Below are 14,832 nucleotides of genomic sequence, written 5' to 3'. Positions count from 1 at the left end.
ACTGCCCGCAGCCAGCGCGGCCCCTGGGCCATCGCGATCATGCCAGCTCGTCGACGACCACCCGGGTTACGTCGACCAGAAGGTCGTTGTTCGCTGCGGCATCTGCATCGGACCGACGAGTGAGGATCGCGATCACGATCGGCGCTGCGCCACCCTCGGGTCGGATGATCGCGACGTCGTTGGCCGTGCCGTAGGAACCGGTCCCGGTTTTGTCACCGACGATCCAACCCGTGGGCAGCCCGGCACGGATGCGAGTGTCGCCGGTGGTGTTCGCCTGCAGCCAGGAGTTCAATCGGTCGCGTTCCGGCGCGCCGAGCGCGTCGCCGAGAGCCACCGCGCGGTAGTCCGCTGCCAGAGCGGCCGGGGTGGTGGTATCGCGCTCGTCGCCAGGAATCGCGGTGTTGAGCTCGATTTCCCAGCGGTCCAGCCTGCTCGTGGAGTCACCGATCGTGCGCAGGAACGCGGTCAGTCCCTCCGGGCCACCGAGTTCACGCAATAGCAAGTTACCTGCAGTGTTGTCGCTTCGGGTGATGGCGGCTTCCGCCAACTGGGCAACGGTCATTCCCCCCTCGGCAACCTTGGTCTCGGTCACCGGCGAGTACGGGAGCAGATCGGACTCGGCGTACCGGACGACCTCGTCGAAGTACCCCGTATCGAGCGGATGCGCTTGGAGCAACGCCGCCGCCGCGAGCGGCTTGAACGTGGACAACAGCGGAAAACGCTCGTCGGCGCGGTGGGTAAGAATCCGACCGGTGCCGGTGTCCACCGCGAACAGTCCGACCCGAGCGTCGTAGCGACGCTCCAGATCTGCCAGCTGGGCACTCGCAGCAGGACGCGACGGTATGCTCGACGGCGCGGAACTCGGCTGGTGCGCGGGGGCTTCCGTGCCACAGGCGGCTACCAGGGGAAGGGTGAGTGCCGCGACGAAGGCTACTTTCTGGCTACGCGTCAGGTGAAACATCCCATCACTGTGCCATCGGCGCAACGACCAGACCATGCGGGGTAGCTGGACACGAGAAGGCAGGTGTGCCGGGTCTGCGCACCTGCCTTCCTCGGCATCCCGGGTGACGCTACGACGACGCCGAGCCGTTGAGTCCTGCGCGAACACCCTCCTCGACCCGCTTGCCGAGTTCGGGGTCCACGTTCTTCCAGTATTCGAAGACCCGGGTGAGTACCGGCTCCCGAACACCACCGAGCACGTGGCCGACAATATTGCTCACCAGTCGATCACGTTGTGCGTCGTCCAGGACTTCGCGCACCATGGTGCCGGCTTGGGTGAAATCCCCGTCCTCGGCGTGCTGAACATAGCCGGCCCGCACTATGGTCGGGTCGAACTCCCAGATGCCACCATCGGGCGCCCGCTCGGGGTCCGCATGCGGTCCCCCGAACGAATTCGGCGCGTACACCGGGACACTCGCGTCGTTGTAGTGGTAGCGCATGGCGCCCTCCTTGGAGTAGGAGTTCACCTCCGCTGCCCTGGCCTGATTCGGCGGAAGTTGCGCATAGTTGGTGCCGATACGGTACCGGTGCGCGTCCGCGTAGGAGAAGACTCGGCCCAGCAGCATCTTGTCCGGCGAGAATCCGATGCCGGGCACGACATTCGAGGGCTCGAATGCGGCCTGCTCGATGTCGACGAAGTAGTTGCCCGGGTTGCGGTTCAGTGTCCAGGTGCCCACCTCGACCAGCGGGTAGTCCTTGTGCGACCACACTTTGGTCAGATCGAACGGATTGAACCGGTATCCCTCGGCGTCGGCGCCCGGCATGACCTGCACATACAGCGTCCAACTCGGGTAGTCGCCGCGCTCGATCGCCTCCCACAGGTCCGCGCGGTGGTAGTCGGGATCGGAACCAGCCAGGCGATCGGCCTCGGCCTGGGTCAAGAACTGGTTGCCCTGGTTGGTCTTGAAATGGTATTTCACCCAGAATCGCTCGCCTGCAGCATTGATCCACTGGTAGGTGTGCGAACCATAGCCGTTCATGTGCCGGTAGGTCTTCGGGATCCCGCGATCGCCCATCAGCCACGTCACTTGATGCGCAGTCTCCGGACGCAGGGTCCAGAAGTCCCACTGCATGTTGTGGTCACGCAGACCATTGCCGGGCAGGCGCTTCTGCGACCGAATGAAGTCGGGGAACTTGATCGGGTCCTTGATGAAGAAGATCGGCGTGTTGTTGCCGACGAGGTCGTAATTGCCGTCCTCGGTGTAGAACTTCACCGCGAAACCCCGCGGGTCGCGCCAGGTGTCCGGGCTGCCTTGCTCACCGGCCACGGTGGAGAACCGAACCAGCGACTCCGAGCGCGCACCTGGCTGGAACAGCTTCGCCTTGGTGTATTTGCTGACGTCGTTGGTGACAACCAGCTCACCGTATGCGCCCGCGCCTTTCGCATGCACGATTCGCTCCGGCACTCGTTCGCGGTTGAACTGCGCCAGCTTTTCGACGAGATAGTGGTCGTGCAGCAAGATCGGGCCTTGGGTGCCCGCGGTGAGCGATTCGTTGTCGCTCTCGACCGGGGTTCCGGTGTTCGTGGTTGTCGGCTTGGTCATCGAAGCCTCCTTGGCTGGTCAACAGTGGCCCGGGATGGGCTGACCCGGGTTCAGGGCATCTACCGCTCTGTAGAACGGCATATCGGGCACACGCCCCAGAAGACGACCTCGGCTTCGTCGACGACGAACCCATGATCATCGGATGGCTCCAAACAAGGGGCTGCACCCACGGCGCAGTCGACGTCGACGACCGCACCGCAACCGCGGCACACCAAGTGATGGTGGTTGTCTCCGATCCGGGTTTCATACAGTGCGGCCGAGCCCGCGGGCTCGATCCGACGCAGAATCCCGGCGCGTACGCACGCATGCAGGACGTCGTAGACGGCCTGCGTGGAGACCGAGCCCAGAACATCGCGAACCGAGGCGGCCACCGCGTCGGCGTCCGAATGCGGCTGTGTCGCTACCGCATTCAGTACCGCAATCCGCGGAGCGGTAACCCGTAGGCCCGCGGATCGCAACCACTCGCGAGGGTCGACACCGTTGGTGTGCATACCTCGATTGTGCCCCTTTTCTGGAATTAGTCAAGAAAAATAACTGGAATCAGTCAAGAGAATGACCCGCGAACCCCGCCTACGAGATGAGTGTAGTGATGTGGTTCACACATGTGTCAGAAATCGGCGAGGCACTCGGCGGCGATGGGAACCGCGGCGACCAAGTCCGACCATGGCAGTGCCGCATATCCCAGCGCTACTCCGAAGTGATCGCGCACGTCGTGCCGATGATGCCTGGCCAAACCATCCAGGGCCACGCCGCGCTTCTGTCCGTTCGCGATCACGCGCTGTTCGGTCTCGGCGGAGTCCAGCAATGCGACGACATGCGAGCCGGCATCGTCGCCCACCACACCGAGTCCATGGCGACGCAACTGGGCAACGACCAAGGCGCGACGCGGCGGTAGCCGACGGCGCAATCGGCGCAAGTGTCTGGCCAGGTCGCCATGGTCGGCAAGAGCCACCAACACCCGCTGGCCGGCCGGGCTCGGACCGGTACCGGTACGCTCTCGCAGCGCGAGCACCGCCTCGGCAATGTCCGGCGGGGCAAGCAACCAGCCGATGCCGAGGCTCGGTGACAGGATCTTGCTCGTCGTCCCGAGGTGCACCACGACATCCGGAGCCATGGTGGCCAGTAGCGGCAGCGGCGCGGTGTCGTAACGTAATTCGCCATCGTAGTCGTCTTCGATGACCAAGATCCCACAACGGCGAGCATGTTCGATCAACGCGACCCTCCGCACTGCCGGCAACCGGGCGCCGAGCGGAAACTGATGGGCAGGAGTGCAGTACACCGCGTGGATACCGGTCGGAAGGCAGTCGACACGCAGCCCGTTCTCATCCACCGGAACAGGTAGGACCTCGACCCCGGCTGCCTCGAAAGCTCCTGCGGCCCGCTGGTATCCAGGGTCCTCCATGGCCACGACATCTCCGGGACGCAGCGCCGCCACCGCCAATTCGCCGACGGCCGAACTCGCTCCGGCAGTGGCGAGCAGCACGGCGCCGGTGTCCGTGCCGATACCCCGATGGCGCAGAAGGTGGTGCAGCACGGCCTGGCGGAACTCCGGTTCACCGGCACGGTGCTTGCGCACCAAAGGGGAATGGTCGGCGGCCGCTCTCCAGGCACGGCGCCACGCGGCCGGATCGATGGCCTGGGTGCACGGGGCGCCGGGCGCGAGGTCGAACAGGTGTGGCGCGCTGTCCGCTCCTGGCAATACTGCACCGTGTACCGGTGTGGCGGCCGGGGCAGTGGTGAGGTAGGTCCCGGATCCCTGGTGCCCCTCGATCCAGCCTTCGGCGTGCAACTGGTCGTAGGCGACGGCTACCACCGTGCGACTCACGCCGAGCCGTCGAGCCAACCCGCGGGTGGACGGCAACCGGTCCCCAGTACGCAGCAATCCACCGGTGGCGGCCTGGCGAAGTTGATCGGCGATCTGTACCGACAGCAGTGTCGACCCATCACGATCCAGCACGAACGGAAGATCGTCCAGCTCGACTCCTTCACAAGTGGACTCACTCTTCACAAGTGGACTCACTCTTCACATGTGGACTACTGATAAACAACTGAAGTGGCACTTGGACAATACCAATTGTGGGCCGAGTCTGAGCATATGACCACATCGGCCAGCTCACGAGTTCCCCTGTCCCCGACGCCCCGCAGTACGCCGACCCGGCTACGGGAACGGGCACGAACCGACCGCGCCGACTTGGACGCGGTACTCGACGCCGGACTGGTCTGCCACATGGGCGTGTTGCTGGGCGACACACCGGTGGTGCTGCCGACCGTGTACGGACGCGACGGCGACACGCTCTACTTGCACGGCTCGACCGGAGCCGGAAACCTGCGTGCGGCGCTCGCGCACGACATCTCGGTGGCAGTGACGCTGGTCGATGGCGTGGTGTACGCGCGGGCTGCGGCACATCTGTCGATGAACTATCGTTGCGCCGTTGTTCTCGGACGCGCTGTGGAGGTAACCGACCACGCCGAGCAACTGCATGGACTACGCATCGTCACCGAACACGCAGCGCCCGGCTCCTGGTCTCGAGTCCGACCACCGACCACGAAGGAACTGGCTGCCACCAAGGTGCTGGCCCTCGAGCTCACCGAAGCGTCGGTCAAGGTTCGAACCGGGGGTCCCAAAGACGACGACATGGACGTCGCAACAGGGGGTGTGTGGGCTGGTGTGCTTCCGATACGCCAGGTGTGGGACCCGCCGATCGACGCCGACGATCTCGCGGCCGGCATCACCGTCCCCGACGACGTCCGACACCGGGGCGAACCGGGACCGTTGCCCACGCACTGACCGGTGAGGCAGGGCCGACCCCGGGGTCGGTGCGGCGTTCGCGCTCGCCGATCCACCGATTCCTCCGAATCCGAGCGGAGCGCATACGATGGCGACGAACGACGAACATACGATCGAGCGACAATTCGGCGCCTGAAGGCGGTGGCTATGCGAATATCGGTCCCACACTCATGGCCTGCCGACGAGCACGAGGCGTTGCAGATCCAGAACCAGCTCCGGCCGCTGGTGAACCAGGACACGGGTCCCCCAACACAACCCGAGACGATCGCGGGAATGGATGTGGCCTATGCGACCGAATCCGACCGTGTCGCTGCCGCCGTGGTCGTGCTGGATGCGAGGACGTCGACCGTGGTCGACCAGGCCACGGCCACCGGGACGGTGGCGTTTCCGTATATCCCGGGTTTGCTCGCATTTCGAGAGCTCCCGACACTGGTGCACGCGCTGGAGCAGCTGTCGGTCACCCCAGATCTGGTGATGTGCGATGGATACGGCATCGCCCACCCGCGCCGGTTCGGGCTCGCGTGCCACATCGGGGTGCTGACCGGACTGCCCAGCATAGGTGTCGGTAAAACAGCATTCGTCGGCACCTTCGATCCACCGGGTCGGAATCGAGGCGACAGTGCGCCACTGCAATTCGAGGGTGAGCACGTAGGGCGGGCGTTGCGTACGCAGACCGGGATCAAGCCGGTTTTCGTATCCGTGGGCCACCGAATCGATCTGGATACGGCGTGCCAGCGAGTACTGGCAGCTGCGCCCCGCTATCGGCTGCCGGAGACCACGAGGGTGGCCGACCGATTGGCTCGAGACGTACTCGCAGCCGACACGTCGACACCGACGTAGCGGCCGAGCACGGGAACGGTACGGCCACGATGAACCGCAACGCGCTCGCCCGTTCCCGAGAATTCGACGCCCGGCAGCGCTAACCTCGCAGACATGGGGCGATTCGGTGGGTTCGTCGTGGGAGTGATCGCAGCCTCGCTCGTGCTCGGCAACCTCTTCGTCACCAGTGCGGATGCCGGACCCGTCGAATCTCCGCGGTGCGCGGTCACCTCGGGCCGAGAACCGCAGCGGGCACAACCGGAACAGGTAGGACTGGATTCCGACCTGCTCCACGAGGCGATGGCCTTCGCAGCCGAACGCAATCGCCGCAATGTGCAAGTCTTTCGGCACAATTGCTTGATCGCCGAGGGTTTGACGAACGATCGGACCGACGATGTCGCGTGGAACATCTGGAGTGCGACGAAAAGTATCGTCTCCCTGCTCGCCGGAATCGCTTGGGACCAAGGGAACCTTGATCTCGATGCACCGATCGGACGGTATCTACCCGCCGGACTCGGCAGCAACGAGCACCGCTCGATCACGGTGGCGAACCTGCTCACCGAGAGTTCGGGTTTGCAAGTCGGCGTCTTGACCGAAGGCATCACCGGCGTCATCCCGATCGACCCGCACAGTGCGGTACAAGCGCTCGGCATGCCGCTGATCGATCCGCCGGGCACTGTGTTCGGCTACAGCCAGCGGGCGGTCGATCTGCTGGCCTACGTCGTCGAACTCGCCGTCGCGGAACCGCTACAGCAGTTCGCGCACCGTGAACTGTTCGCGCCGCTCGGAATTATGCGCAGCGACTACTACTGGGCTCGCGACCGCGCCGGGAACACCTACGGCTATGCACATCTCATGATTCCGCCGAAAGACTTCGCCAAGCTGGGGCTGCTGGTGAGCAACGAGGGGCAGTGGGGTGCGCGGCAGATCGTCTCCGACAACTACCTGCGACAGGCTCGCACGCCCTCGACCAGCAACCCGTGCTACGGATACCTGTTCTGGATCGGACCGGGTTGCGGCCAGAACGCCGACTTCTTGCCCGCCGACGCCTACTCCATGTCCGGACTCGGGCTGCAGAACGTCTTCGTCATCCCGAGTCTGGACCTCACGGTGATATGGACGGGCGTCTTCGGCAATGTCAGCAGTCAAGGCCCGGCGGGCGTCGCAACCAACACCCGGGAATTGCCCCACGAGTTCTTCCGCAAAGTGTTCGACGCGTTCGACACACCACCGATGCCCGACCCCGGCCCGTACGTCGAGCAGCCCGCACGACTGGACGCACGCGCATACGTCGACCTGGATATCCTGGCGGCAGCATTCGGCATCGGCCCGGCCGCCTATCCTGACTGCACCGTGTTCGCATGCCTGAACTACCCTCTGGCCCCCCCGTTTCGGGATATTCCGCCCGGTTGCGTCGTCGTCGGCTGCCTGGGATCCGACCCGCGCACCCCGGGCATCCGCTGAGGGGCACGGAGCGCACCGCACGGCCGCGGTGCACAACCCCATCCGGAATGCACTGTGTCGTGGGGCTATGCGGTCAACTCGGTGACCCAGCCATGCACGTCGTCGGTGCGCAACGCGGCGTGGTGGCGCTTGCGCAGCGACTGTGAGATCGGGCCCGGGATACCGTCGGCGACCAGACGGCCGTCCACCTCGACGACCGGCGCCGCGCCGGACGAGGTGCCGGTGACGAACACTTCGTCGGCAATATACAGCTCGGTGAGATCCACGGTGCGTTCGACGACCGGAATTCCGTCCTCGGTCGCCAAGGTCAGCACGGTCCTGCGGTTGATGCCATCGAGAATGTCACAGGACACGTCGGGAGTGATGAGCGTACCGTTGCGCACCAGGAAGATATTGGCGGCGCTCAGTTCACAGACGTGCCCGTTGCCGTCGAGGAATACACAGTCGTCGTAGCCACTGTCGATGGCGTCCTGCTTCGCCAGCACCGAATTCACGTAGGCGCCATTGACCTTGGCACGAGAAGGAATCGCATTGTCCGGGATCCTTCTCCACGGGCTCGACTTCAAACGCATGCCGTCCTGCGGCACGATCGGCACCGCGTCGTAGACGAACATGCTCACCGCGATCGCACATCCCCGCACTCGGGTGCCGGGAATGGACTCCACCACGTGCACGGTGGCGCGCACGAAGACATCCGTCCGCGGGGCATTCTGGGCGATCAATGTCGATACCGCAGTACGGAACCGACCGAAATCCCACTCCTGCGTGAACTGATCGATCCCAATGATCTTGCAGGATTCCTCGAGCCGCCGGTAGTGGTCGTCCAGCCGGAACGCAGTGGGCGCGGGAGACGCAGCCCCCGCATCCACGTGCACGGGGAACACGGTGTAGACGCTCAGCCCGTACAGCACAGCCGACGATGCGACACCGAGCGTAGCTGCCTCGGCTGCCACGATCTGATCGCCGAAATACACGTAGGGATGCGGGTTCGCCATCGGCGTAGGCTAGCAGCTCGCCGACGGGGATATCGCTCCAGTCGGAGCGATATCAGTTGCTGCCGAGTAGGCCTTCAGCGATCTGAATGGCATTGAGAGCTGCGCCTTTCCGCAGATTGTCCCCAGAGATGAACAGTGCGAGACCGCGGCCGTCGGGGACACCGGGGTCTCGACGGATGCGACCGACAAGCGAATCATCGATGCCCGCTGCCGCCAGCGGAGTCGGCACATCCACCACCTGCACGCCAGGAGCTTCGATCAACAGCTCGGTGGCCTGCTCGACCGAAAGCGGTTGCGCGAATTCGGCGTTCACCGACAGTGAGTGGCCGGTGAAGACCGGCACCCGCACGCAGGTCCCGCTCACCGCGAGATCCGGAATGCCGAGAATCTTGCGGCTCTCGTTGCGCAGCTTCTGATCCTCGTCGGTCTCACCGGAGTCGTCATCGACCAGGGAGCCTGCCAGTGGCAGCACATTGAACGCGATCGGCGCAACGTACTTGTTGGGCGAGGGAAACGTGACAGCGCGGCCGTCATGCGTGAGCTTTTCGGCATCGTCGATCACCGCGCGCGCCTGACCTGCCAGCTCTGCGACACCGGCCAAACCACTACCGGAGACTGCTTGGTAGCTGGAGACGATGAGGCGACGCAGCCCGGCGATGTCGTGCAACGGCTTGAGCACGGGCATAGCGGCCATGGTGGTGCAGTTCGGATTCGCGATGATGCCCTTGGCCGGATTGCGAGCCTGCTCGAGGTTGACCTCGCTGACCACCAACGGCACCGTCGGGTCCTTGCGCCATGCCGATGAGTTGTCGATCACCGTGACGCCTGCATCGGCGAAACGCGGAGCCTGCACGCGCGACATGGTTGCGCCCGCAGAAAACAGTGCGATGTCGAGCCCGGAGGGATCAGCGGTGGCGGCATCCTCGACCACGATGTCGATACCACGCCAGGGCAGGGTCGTGCCGGCCGAGCGCGGTGACGCGAAAAAACGCACTGCGTCGGCGGGGAACTCGCGCTGTTCCAGCAACTCGCGCATCACGGCGCCGACCTGACCGGTCGCCCCGACTACTCCTACACGCATACCCACGACCTAACGCCCCGTTCCCGCGTGGACCACCGCGACCTCGTCTCCGCCCAAGTCGAAGGCGTTGTGTAGTACCTTGACCGCCTCGTCCAGTTCCGAGTCCTTGACCAACACCGAGATCCGAATCTCGGACGTGGAGATGAGGTCGATGTTCACCCCCGCGTTGGCCAGGGCCTCACAAAACGTGGCAGTGACACCGGGGTGGCTCTTCATCCCCGCACCGACCAACGAGACCTTCCCGATGTGATCGTCGTAGAGCACCTCGGAGAAGCCGATCTCGGCTTGGCGGGTGGTCAACATCTCGACCGCGCGAGCGCCGTCCGTCTTCGGCAACGTGAAGGTTATATCGGTCTTTCCGGTCTCGACCTTCGAGATGTTCTGCAGGACCATGTCGATATTGATCTCCGCGTCGGCGACGGCGCGGAACATCTTGGCCGCATACCCGGGTTCGTCCGGCAGCCCGACCACAGTCACCTTGGCCTCGCTGCGGTCGTGCGCGACGCCAGTGAGGATTGCTTGCTCCAAGGGGATGTCCTCCATCGATCCGTAAACGTAGGTGCCCCGTTTGTCGGTATAGGACGAGCGCACATGCACGGGCACGTTGTAGCGGCGAGCGTATTCGACACAGCGCAGCATCAGCACCTTGGCGCCGCATGCCGCCAGTTCCAGCATCTCCTCGTGGGAGACCTGCTCGAGCCGTTGCGCATCGGGCACGATTCGGGGGTCGGCAGTGAAGACGCCATCCACATCGGTGTAGATCTCGCACACATCCGCGTTCAACGCTGCAGCCAGCGCGACCGCCGTGGTGTCGGAGCCCCCGCGCCCCAGAGTCGTGACGTCCTTGTTGTCCTGGCTCACCCCTTGAAATCCGGCGACCAGCACGACGAGGCCTTCGTCCAGCGCGTCCCGAACCCGACCGGGGGTGACGTCGATGATCTTTGCTTTGCCGTGCGCCCCCGTGGTGATCACGCCTGCTTGTGAGCCGGTGAACGAGCGCGCCTCCGCGCCCAGGGAATGGATCGCCATGGCGACCAGCGCATTGGAGATCCGCTCACCGGAGGTGAGCAGCATGTCCATCTCTCGTGCGGGTGGCGCCGGCGCCACCTGCTGGGCGAGGTCGAGCAACTCGTCGGTGGTATCGCCCATGGCGGAGCAGACCACCACGACGTCGTGGCCCTGCTTCTTGGTCTCCACGATCCGTTCAGCGACGCGCCGGATCCGCTCGGCGGTCGCCACCGAGGATCCTCCGTACTTCTGAACCACGAGAGCCACGACAGGGTCCTCCACGATCGACAACAAACCGATAACAGTCACTCAGACTACCGGCCGGAAACAACCGCTTCAGCGGTACCTACCCGCTTGTGCGATTGCCCACATTTCCCGATCGCACGCGTGGCCTCGGCGAGGCGAACCGAATCCGTGACCATATGCCCGGCCGGGATAGTTGTGACGCACAGCACTCCGTTCGATAATGGCGGGATGATGGCACATGTAGGAGATCGACTCTGCGTGCACGGACACGTTGTGGGAGAAGTGGATCACCTGGCGGAGATCATCGAGGTCCGCGGACCGGACGGGACGCCGCCGTATGTGGTGCGCTTCTCCGACGGTCACGAGTCGCTGGTGTATCCCGGGCCCGACGCAATCGTCGAACCCGCCACATCGGATTGAGGCGCCTTGTCGGATCGCGCTGGACACGCTGTGGCGGTGCCCCAGCGCCACCCTCGACCACCCCGGAGCACACCCGGTCACCGGGTGATCGAGCCGTCGGATGCGCGAATACCGCATGGAAGAAGTCTTCATTCGAAAATGGCTGTTTCGGTTGCCGATCCCCGATTTCGGGCTGATAACGACACGATATACGGTTAGCCAACAATCGAGTGGCAGCCCGTCGGTTGACGGGACACACAAATGGCGGAGACAATCGGCCGACGTGTCCACACGGGGGTCGGAGGTATGCCATGCGCACAAAAACAGACATCCGATTCTTCGTCGATGCCGATCCGGAACACGTCATGAATGCCCTGACTGCCGTCGAATTGATCCCGGAATGGTCACCGACCTATCGCGATGTTCGGGTCGCAACGCGCGATGCCCGGCGCAGACCCCGACGAATCTTCATCAAGGCCGAACTACTCGGTGGTTTGGATCTGCAAGTGCTGGAATACGATTGGACAGATCTACGATCCTCCTGGACCGTCACCGACAGCACTCGAGGGATCCGGGGCGGCGGCTGGTTCGATGTTTCCGACAGCGACCATGGCGCCGACGTCTGGTATCACCACGACTTCTATCTGCCCGTCCCGATTCCCGGGTTTCTGCTCAAACGCTCACTCCGCAAGGCGAACGAGGAATTGGTCGAGAACTTCATCGATTTCGCCGAGCGATTCCCGGAGTCGGAAACTTTCCAAACACTATAGCAATAGCAGATAAACAAAGGTCACGCCGGTTTCGCGGTGATATTGTCGGCGGCGCGGCAGCATATCGTGCGCCATTTGCGACGCCGTGAGGTCATGCCCGCGATACTCCACCGAGCTGATAGCGCTGGGCTCCGTCTGCGGTGGCGGATCCTTCCGCAGGCGACGATATCCGTACACCGTCGCGGACCGCGTCCCGCATCTGGTCGATATTTTCGCGCAGGATATCCGAAACGAGCTCATCGGTCCGAGGGTCGTCCAGAACCTGGAACACGATGCGGAACGTGGTGTCGGCGATCAACCGGATGATCTCGTCGTGGAACGGAACGTAACGTATCCGCCCTGCACGGGGGTCCCTTTTGATCAGTTCGAGGATCATCTCGTCCAACTCGGCACGGTTCACCTCCAGTGCAGCCGCAATGTTTCGGGTGTAGTGGCCAGTGCGCAGTACCTGCGCCACCTCGTCCATCACTGCGATGGTCATCGGCCGACGAATGGCGTCGACGATGGTCGTGACGAAACGATTCACCACCGCAGCGGTCACCCGGTCGCCGAACGCCCGATCGGCCACTCGAGCCAGCCGCACCACGATCACCACGATGCGCAACAATCGGAAGCCGCGAAACAGTGGGCTGGTGACCGGAATCATGCCGATGACCTCGTACCAATAGACGAATGGAAAGGTCCACGGCCACCCTGCTCGCCGCCAGCGCCACAGGAACTCGGCCGCGAAAACCGCGCACAGCGACCAGTCGACGACGACGACTGCATGACGGGTGGGCCCGGCGACCGGGAACAGCGTGATCCAGACGACGAGCCCCACCGAAACGATGGCCAATGCCAACATCAAGAAATCGGTCCACAGCCTGGGCGGTTTCCGGGGATAGTCCTGTGACCGGAGTCCTCGCGGAGCATGGTCGAGCCCCGAACCGGAGATGGGAGAAGACACTGCGGATCCCTTCGACGCCGAACGGTGTCGCCGACAGTAGCCTGCGCGCGGTGCGCGCCGCAGGTCGCGAATCGCCGCCCGTCCGGCCCGGTCAGCGACCGGTGCGGATGATCGCCTCGACGTTGCGTTCCGCCAACGCGGCGATGGTGAGCGATGGATTGACCGTTCCGGTGCTGCCGGGCACCGCCGCACCATCGACCACATAGAGCCCGGGGTATCCGTGTACCCGCCCGTAGTTGTCGGTGGCTCGTCCCAGTACTGCTCCCCCGAGGGGATGCGCGGTGAAGAACGCGTTGGCGTCGTAGCCGAGGACGCCGTAATCGATGAGCGCGCCGGCGCGTTCGGCGATCCGTCGATCCACATCGCGGGCCGCGGCCACGACCCGGTTCTGAGTCTGTACCGACCAGCTGAGTCCAGCCTTGTCCGTGGCCCGGTCGTAGGCGAACCGGGCTCGGGTCGGATCGAGAACCATGCCGAGCGACGCAATGGCGCCGGTCTCGAACGGAATGCCCGGGATATACCAGTTCTCCAAAGTCAACGGCGCGCCGGACTCGTCGAAGATCCGACTGGCACTGGGCACCCCTTGGCCGTAACCGGCCAACGCGCTGGCCCCGCGAGCGAGCACCACATCACCGTTGGTGCCCCATCCGTCGCCGATGTGCTCGTTCAGCCGCGGAAGCGCCCCGGTGGCCTGGGCACGAACCAGCAATTCGGAGGTGCCCACCGAACCGGCGCCGAGAAAGAGTCGGTCACAGGTGAGAGTTCGAGTTGCCAACACCTCACCGGTTGGCGACAGCTTCGCCACTGTAACCGTATAGCGCCCGCCCGGCTCCTGGGCGATGGCGTCCACCCGGTGACCGGGATGGATCGCGCACCGGCCGGTGTTCTCCGCATACTTCAAGTAGTTCTGGAGCAGGTCGAACTTTGCGCCATTGGAGTTGCCGAGGTTACTCCTGGCCGCCGTGGCCGAGGACCGCATCGTCCCGTCCAGTTCGGCGCGCAGGACATCCCAGGTGAAGATCGAGTCGTTCGACCGTGGTCGGTAGCCGGCCGCACGCACCTGCTCGTCCCAGACCCGCGAATGCGCGAAGGGGGTGGAGTGATAGATGTCTGCCGGCATCGGGCTCAACCGCAGCATCTGCCGCACCCGCGGGTAGTACACCCGCTCCATCTCGTCGTAGTCGACGGTTCCGGCGAAGACATGGTCGAAGAATCGGCGCTCGGGTGCAACCATGACACCGGAGAAGATCACCGAGCCGCCGCCCACCGCCGCAGCTCTCCAGACGTCGATACCCGGGTATCGGGTGCAATCCAGCACGCCGCCGAAGGTGGTGAACCGCATCGGGACCTTGGTGATGCCGGTGAACGTGGTGCGGTGCCAGAAACCGCGACCATCGGGGAGGTCGTCGCCGGTGAAGATCTCTCGCCACGGATCGTTCGGCCACCGCGAGCCGCGTTCCAACACGGTGGTGGCGATCCCCGCCTCCGCCAGCCGCAACGAAGCCACCGCAGCGCCGAAGCCGGAACCGATGACGATCGCGGGTGAGTGCTCGGGTGGATCGGGAAGCGGTGCGAAGATCTCCGGCACCCAGGCGCGGAACAACACCTCCCAGATCGGGTCGGTCGCGGCGAGACTCGTAACGGTCCCTGCTCCCATGACCCCGAGCAGCGCGGCCGTGCCCGCCGCCTGAAACAAGGCGCGTCTACGCAACCCGACCATCCTCCAACATCCTGCCCAGCATGCGCAGACTACCGAATTCGCCTTCGGTGAAC

Annotated in this window: 14 protein-coding genes; 5 read left to right on the top strand and 9 right to left on the bottom strand. The window is 64.4% G+C overall.

Going from position 1 to position 14,832, the window contains the following annotated elements; genetic code table 11:
- Positions 1 to 37 precede the first annotated feature (37 nt).
- From bla to K940_RS0114275, 4 genes are all read right to left on the bottom strand, one after another.
- Positions 38 to 961: a class A beta-lactamase gene (gene bla / locus K940_RS0114290; RefSeq protein ID WP_028478111.1), complete on the bottom strand. Its 924-nt coding sequence runs from the start codon at positions 959 to 961 to the stop codon at positions 38 to 40.
- Between the two features lie 109 nt (positions 962 to 1,070).
- A complete protein-coding gene (locus tag K940_RS0114285) occupies positions 1,071 to 2,543 on the bottom strand; it encodes a catalase (RefSeq protein WP_028478110.1) in 1,473 nt (490 codons plus the stop codon).
- A gap of 59 nt (positions 2,544 to 2,602) precedes the next feature.
- Entirely contained in the window at positions 2,603 to 3,034 is a 432-nt protein-coding gene (locus tag K940_RS0114280; RefSeq protein ID WP_028478109.1) for a Fur family transcriptional regulator, read from the bottom strand.
- A 116-nt stretch (positions 3,035 to 3,150) separates the two neighbouring features.
- Positions 3,151 to 4,551 carry a PLP-dependent aminotransferase family protein gene (locus tag K940_RS0114275; protein ID WP_051407190.1) on the bottom strand — a complete coding sequence of 467 codons (1,401 nt, stop codon included), beginning with the start codon at positions 4,549 to 4,551 and terminating at the stop codon, positions 3,151 to 3,153.
- 87 nt (positions 4,552 to 4,638) lie between these two features.
- Here K940_RS0114275 and K940_RS28340 point away from each other — a divergent pair, with 87 nt between their 5' ends.
- From K940_RS28340 to K940_RS0114260, 3 genes are all read left to right on the top strand, one after another.
- A complete protein-coding gene (locus K940_RS28340; protein WP_028478107.1) occupies positions 4,639 to 5,331 on the top strand; it encodes a pyridoxamine 5'-phosphate oxidase family protein in 693 nt (230 codons plus the stop codon).
- Between the two features lie 147 nt (positions 5,332 to 5,478).
- Positions 5,479 to 6,171, top strand: coding sequence for a deoxyribonuclease V (nfi, locus tag K940_RS28335; protein ID WP_036528627.1), 693 nt, complete (start codon positions 5,479 to 5,481; stop codon positions 6,169 to 6,171).
- A gap of 93 nt (positions 6,172 to 6,264) precedes the next feature.
- The gene (locus K940_RS0114260; RefSeq protein WP_028478106.1) at positions 6,265 to 7,614 is read left to right on the top strand and encodes a serine hydrolase; all 1,350 of its coding nucleotides are present in this window, start codon (positions 6,265 to 6,267) and stop codon (positions 7,612 to 7,614) included.
- 65 nt (positions 7,615 to 7,679) lie between these two features.
- Here K940_RS0114260 and K940_RS0114255 read toward each other — a convergent pair whose 3' ends face one another.
- Genes K940_RS0114255 through K940_RS0114245 form a run of 3 tightly spaced genes read right to left on the bottom strand, consistent with a single transcriptional unit; the run spans position 7,680 to position 10,965 of the window.
- Positions 7,680 to 8,609, bottom strand: a complete 930-nt coding sequence (locus tag K940_RS0114255; RefSeq protein WP_028478105.1) for an aminotransferase class IV — start codon at positions 8,607 to 8,609, stop codon at positions 7,680 to 7,682.
- A gap of 52 nt (positions 8,610 to 8,661) precedes the next feature.
- Complete coding sequence (locus K940_RS0114250) at positions 8,662 to 9,696, bottom strand: aspartate-semialdehyde dehydrogenase (protein WP_028478104.1); 1,035 nt, start codon at positions 9,694 to 9,696, stop codon at positions 8,662 to 8,664.
- Positions 9,697 to 9,699: 3 nt separating this feature from the next.
- Positions 9,700 to 10,965, bottom strand: a complete 1,266-nt coding sequence (locus K940_RS0114245; RefSeq protein WP_028478103.1) for an aspartate kinase — start codon at positions 10,963 to 10,965, stop codon at positions 9,700 to 9,702.
- A 207-nt stretch (positions 10,966 to 11,172) separates the two neighbouring features.
- On the opposite strand from K940_RS0114245, the gene K940_RS0114240 reads away from it, so the two are divergent.
- Together K940_RS0114240 and K940_RS0114235 are read left to right on the top strand one after the other, a co-directional pair.
- A complete protein-coding gene (locus K940_RS0114240; protein ID WP_028478102.1) occupies positions 11,173 to 11,364 on the top strand; it encodes a DUF1918 domain-containing protein in 192 nt (63 codons plus the stop codon).
- Positions 11,365 to 11,654: 290 nt separating this feature from the next.
- The gene (locus K940_RS0114235) at positions 11,655 to 12,113 is read left to right on the top strand and encodes an SRPBCC family protein (RefSeq protein ID WP_028478101.1); all 459 of its coding nucleotides are present in this window, start codon (positions 11,655 to 11,657) and stop codon (positions 12,111 to 12,113) included.
- A gap of 91 nt (positions 12,114 to 12,204) precedes the next feature.
- Here K940_RS0114235 and K940_RS28330 read toward each other — a convergent pair whose 3' ends face one another.
- Both K940_RS28330 and K940_RS0114225 read right to left on the bottom strand, forming a co-directional pair.
- Complete coding sequence (locus K940_RS28330; protein ID WP_051407189.1) at positions 12,205 to 13,059, bottom strand: hypothetical protein; 855 nt, start codon at positions 13,057 to 13,059, stop codon at positions 12,205 to 12,207.
- Between the two features lie 91 nt (positions 13,060 to 13,150).
- Positions 13,151 to 14,779 carry a GMC family oxidoreductase gene (locus tag K940_RS0114225; protein WP_081706363.1) on the bottom strand — a complete coding sequence of 543 codons (1,629 nt, stop codon included), beginning with the start codon at positions 14,777 to 14,779 and terminating at the stop codon, positions 13,151 to 13,153.
- Positions 14,780 to 14,832: the final 53 nt, after the last annotated feature.

This window comes from Nocardia sp. CNY236, assembly GCF_000482385.1.
Classification (GTDB): Bacteria; Actinomycetota; Actinomycetes; order Mycobacteriales; family Mycobacteriaceae; genus Nocardia.
The sequence above is the reverse complement of the archived record's forward strand: the minus strand, read 5'-3'. Positions and strand labels throughout refer to the sequence as shown.

What these genes read in the sequence shown, in the direction of transcription:
- bla (WP_028478111.1), bottom strand. Translation starts at nt 961, where the DNA reads ATGTTTCACCTGACGCGTAGCCAGAAAGTAGCCTTCGTCGCGGCACTC.
- K940_RS0114285 (WP_028478110.1), bottom strand. Translation starts at nt 2,543, where the DNA reads ATGACCAAGCCGACAACCACGAACACCGGAACCCCGGTCGAGAGCGAC.
- K940_RS0114280 (WP_028478109.1), bottom strand. Translation starts at nt 3,034, where the DNA reads ATGCACACCAACGGTGTCGACCCTCGCGAGTGGTTGCGATCCGCGGGC.
- K940_RS28340 (WP_028478107.1), top strand. Translation starts at nt 4,639, where the DNA reads ATGACCACATCGGCCAGCTCACGAGTTCCCCTGTCCCCGACGCCCCGC.
- nfi (WP_036528627.1), top strand. Translation starts at nt 5,479, where the DNA reads ATGCGAATATCGGTCCCACACTCATGGCCTGCCGACGAGCACGAGGCG.
- K940_RS0114260 (WP_028478106.1), top strand. Translation starts at nt 6,265, where the DNA reads ATGGGGCGATTCGGTGGGTTCGTCGTGGGAGTGATCGCAGCCTCGCTC.
- K940_RS0114255 (WP_028478105.1), bottom strand. Translation starts at nt 8,609, where the DNA reads ATGGCGAACCCGCATCCCTACGTGTATTTCGGCGATCAGATCGTGGCA.
- K940_RS0114240 (WP_028478102.1), top strand. Translation starts at nt 11,173, where the DNA reads ATGATGGCACATGTAGGAGATCGACTCTGCGTGCACGGACACGTTGTG.
- K940_RS0114235 (WP_028478101.1), top strand. Translation starts at nt 11,655, where the DNA reads ATGCGCACAAAAACAGACATCCGATTCTTCGTCGATGCCGATCCGGAA.
- K940_RS0114225 (WP_081706363.1), bottom strand. Translation starts at nt 14,779, where the DNA reads ATGGTCGGGTTGCGTAGACGCGCCTTGTTTCAGGCGGCGGGCACGGCC.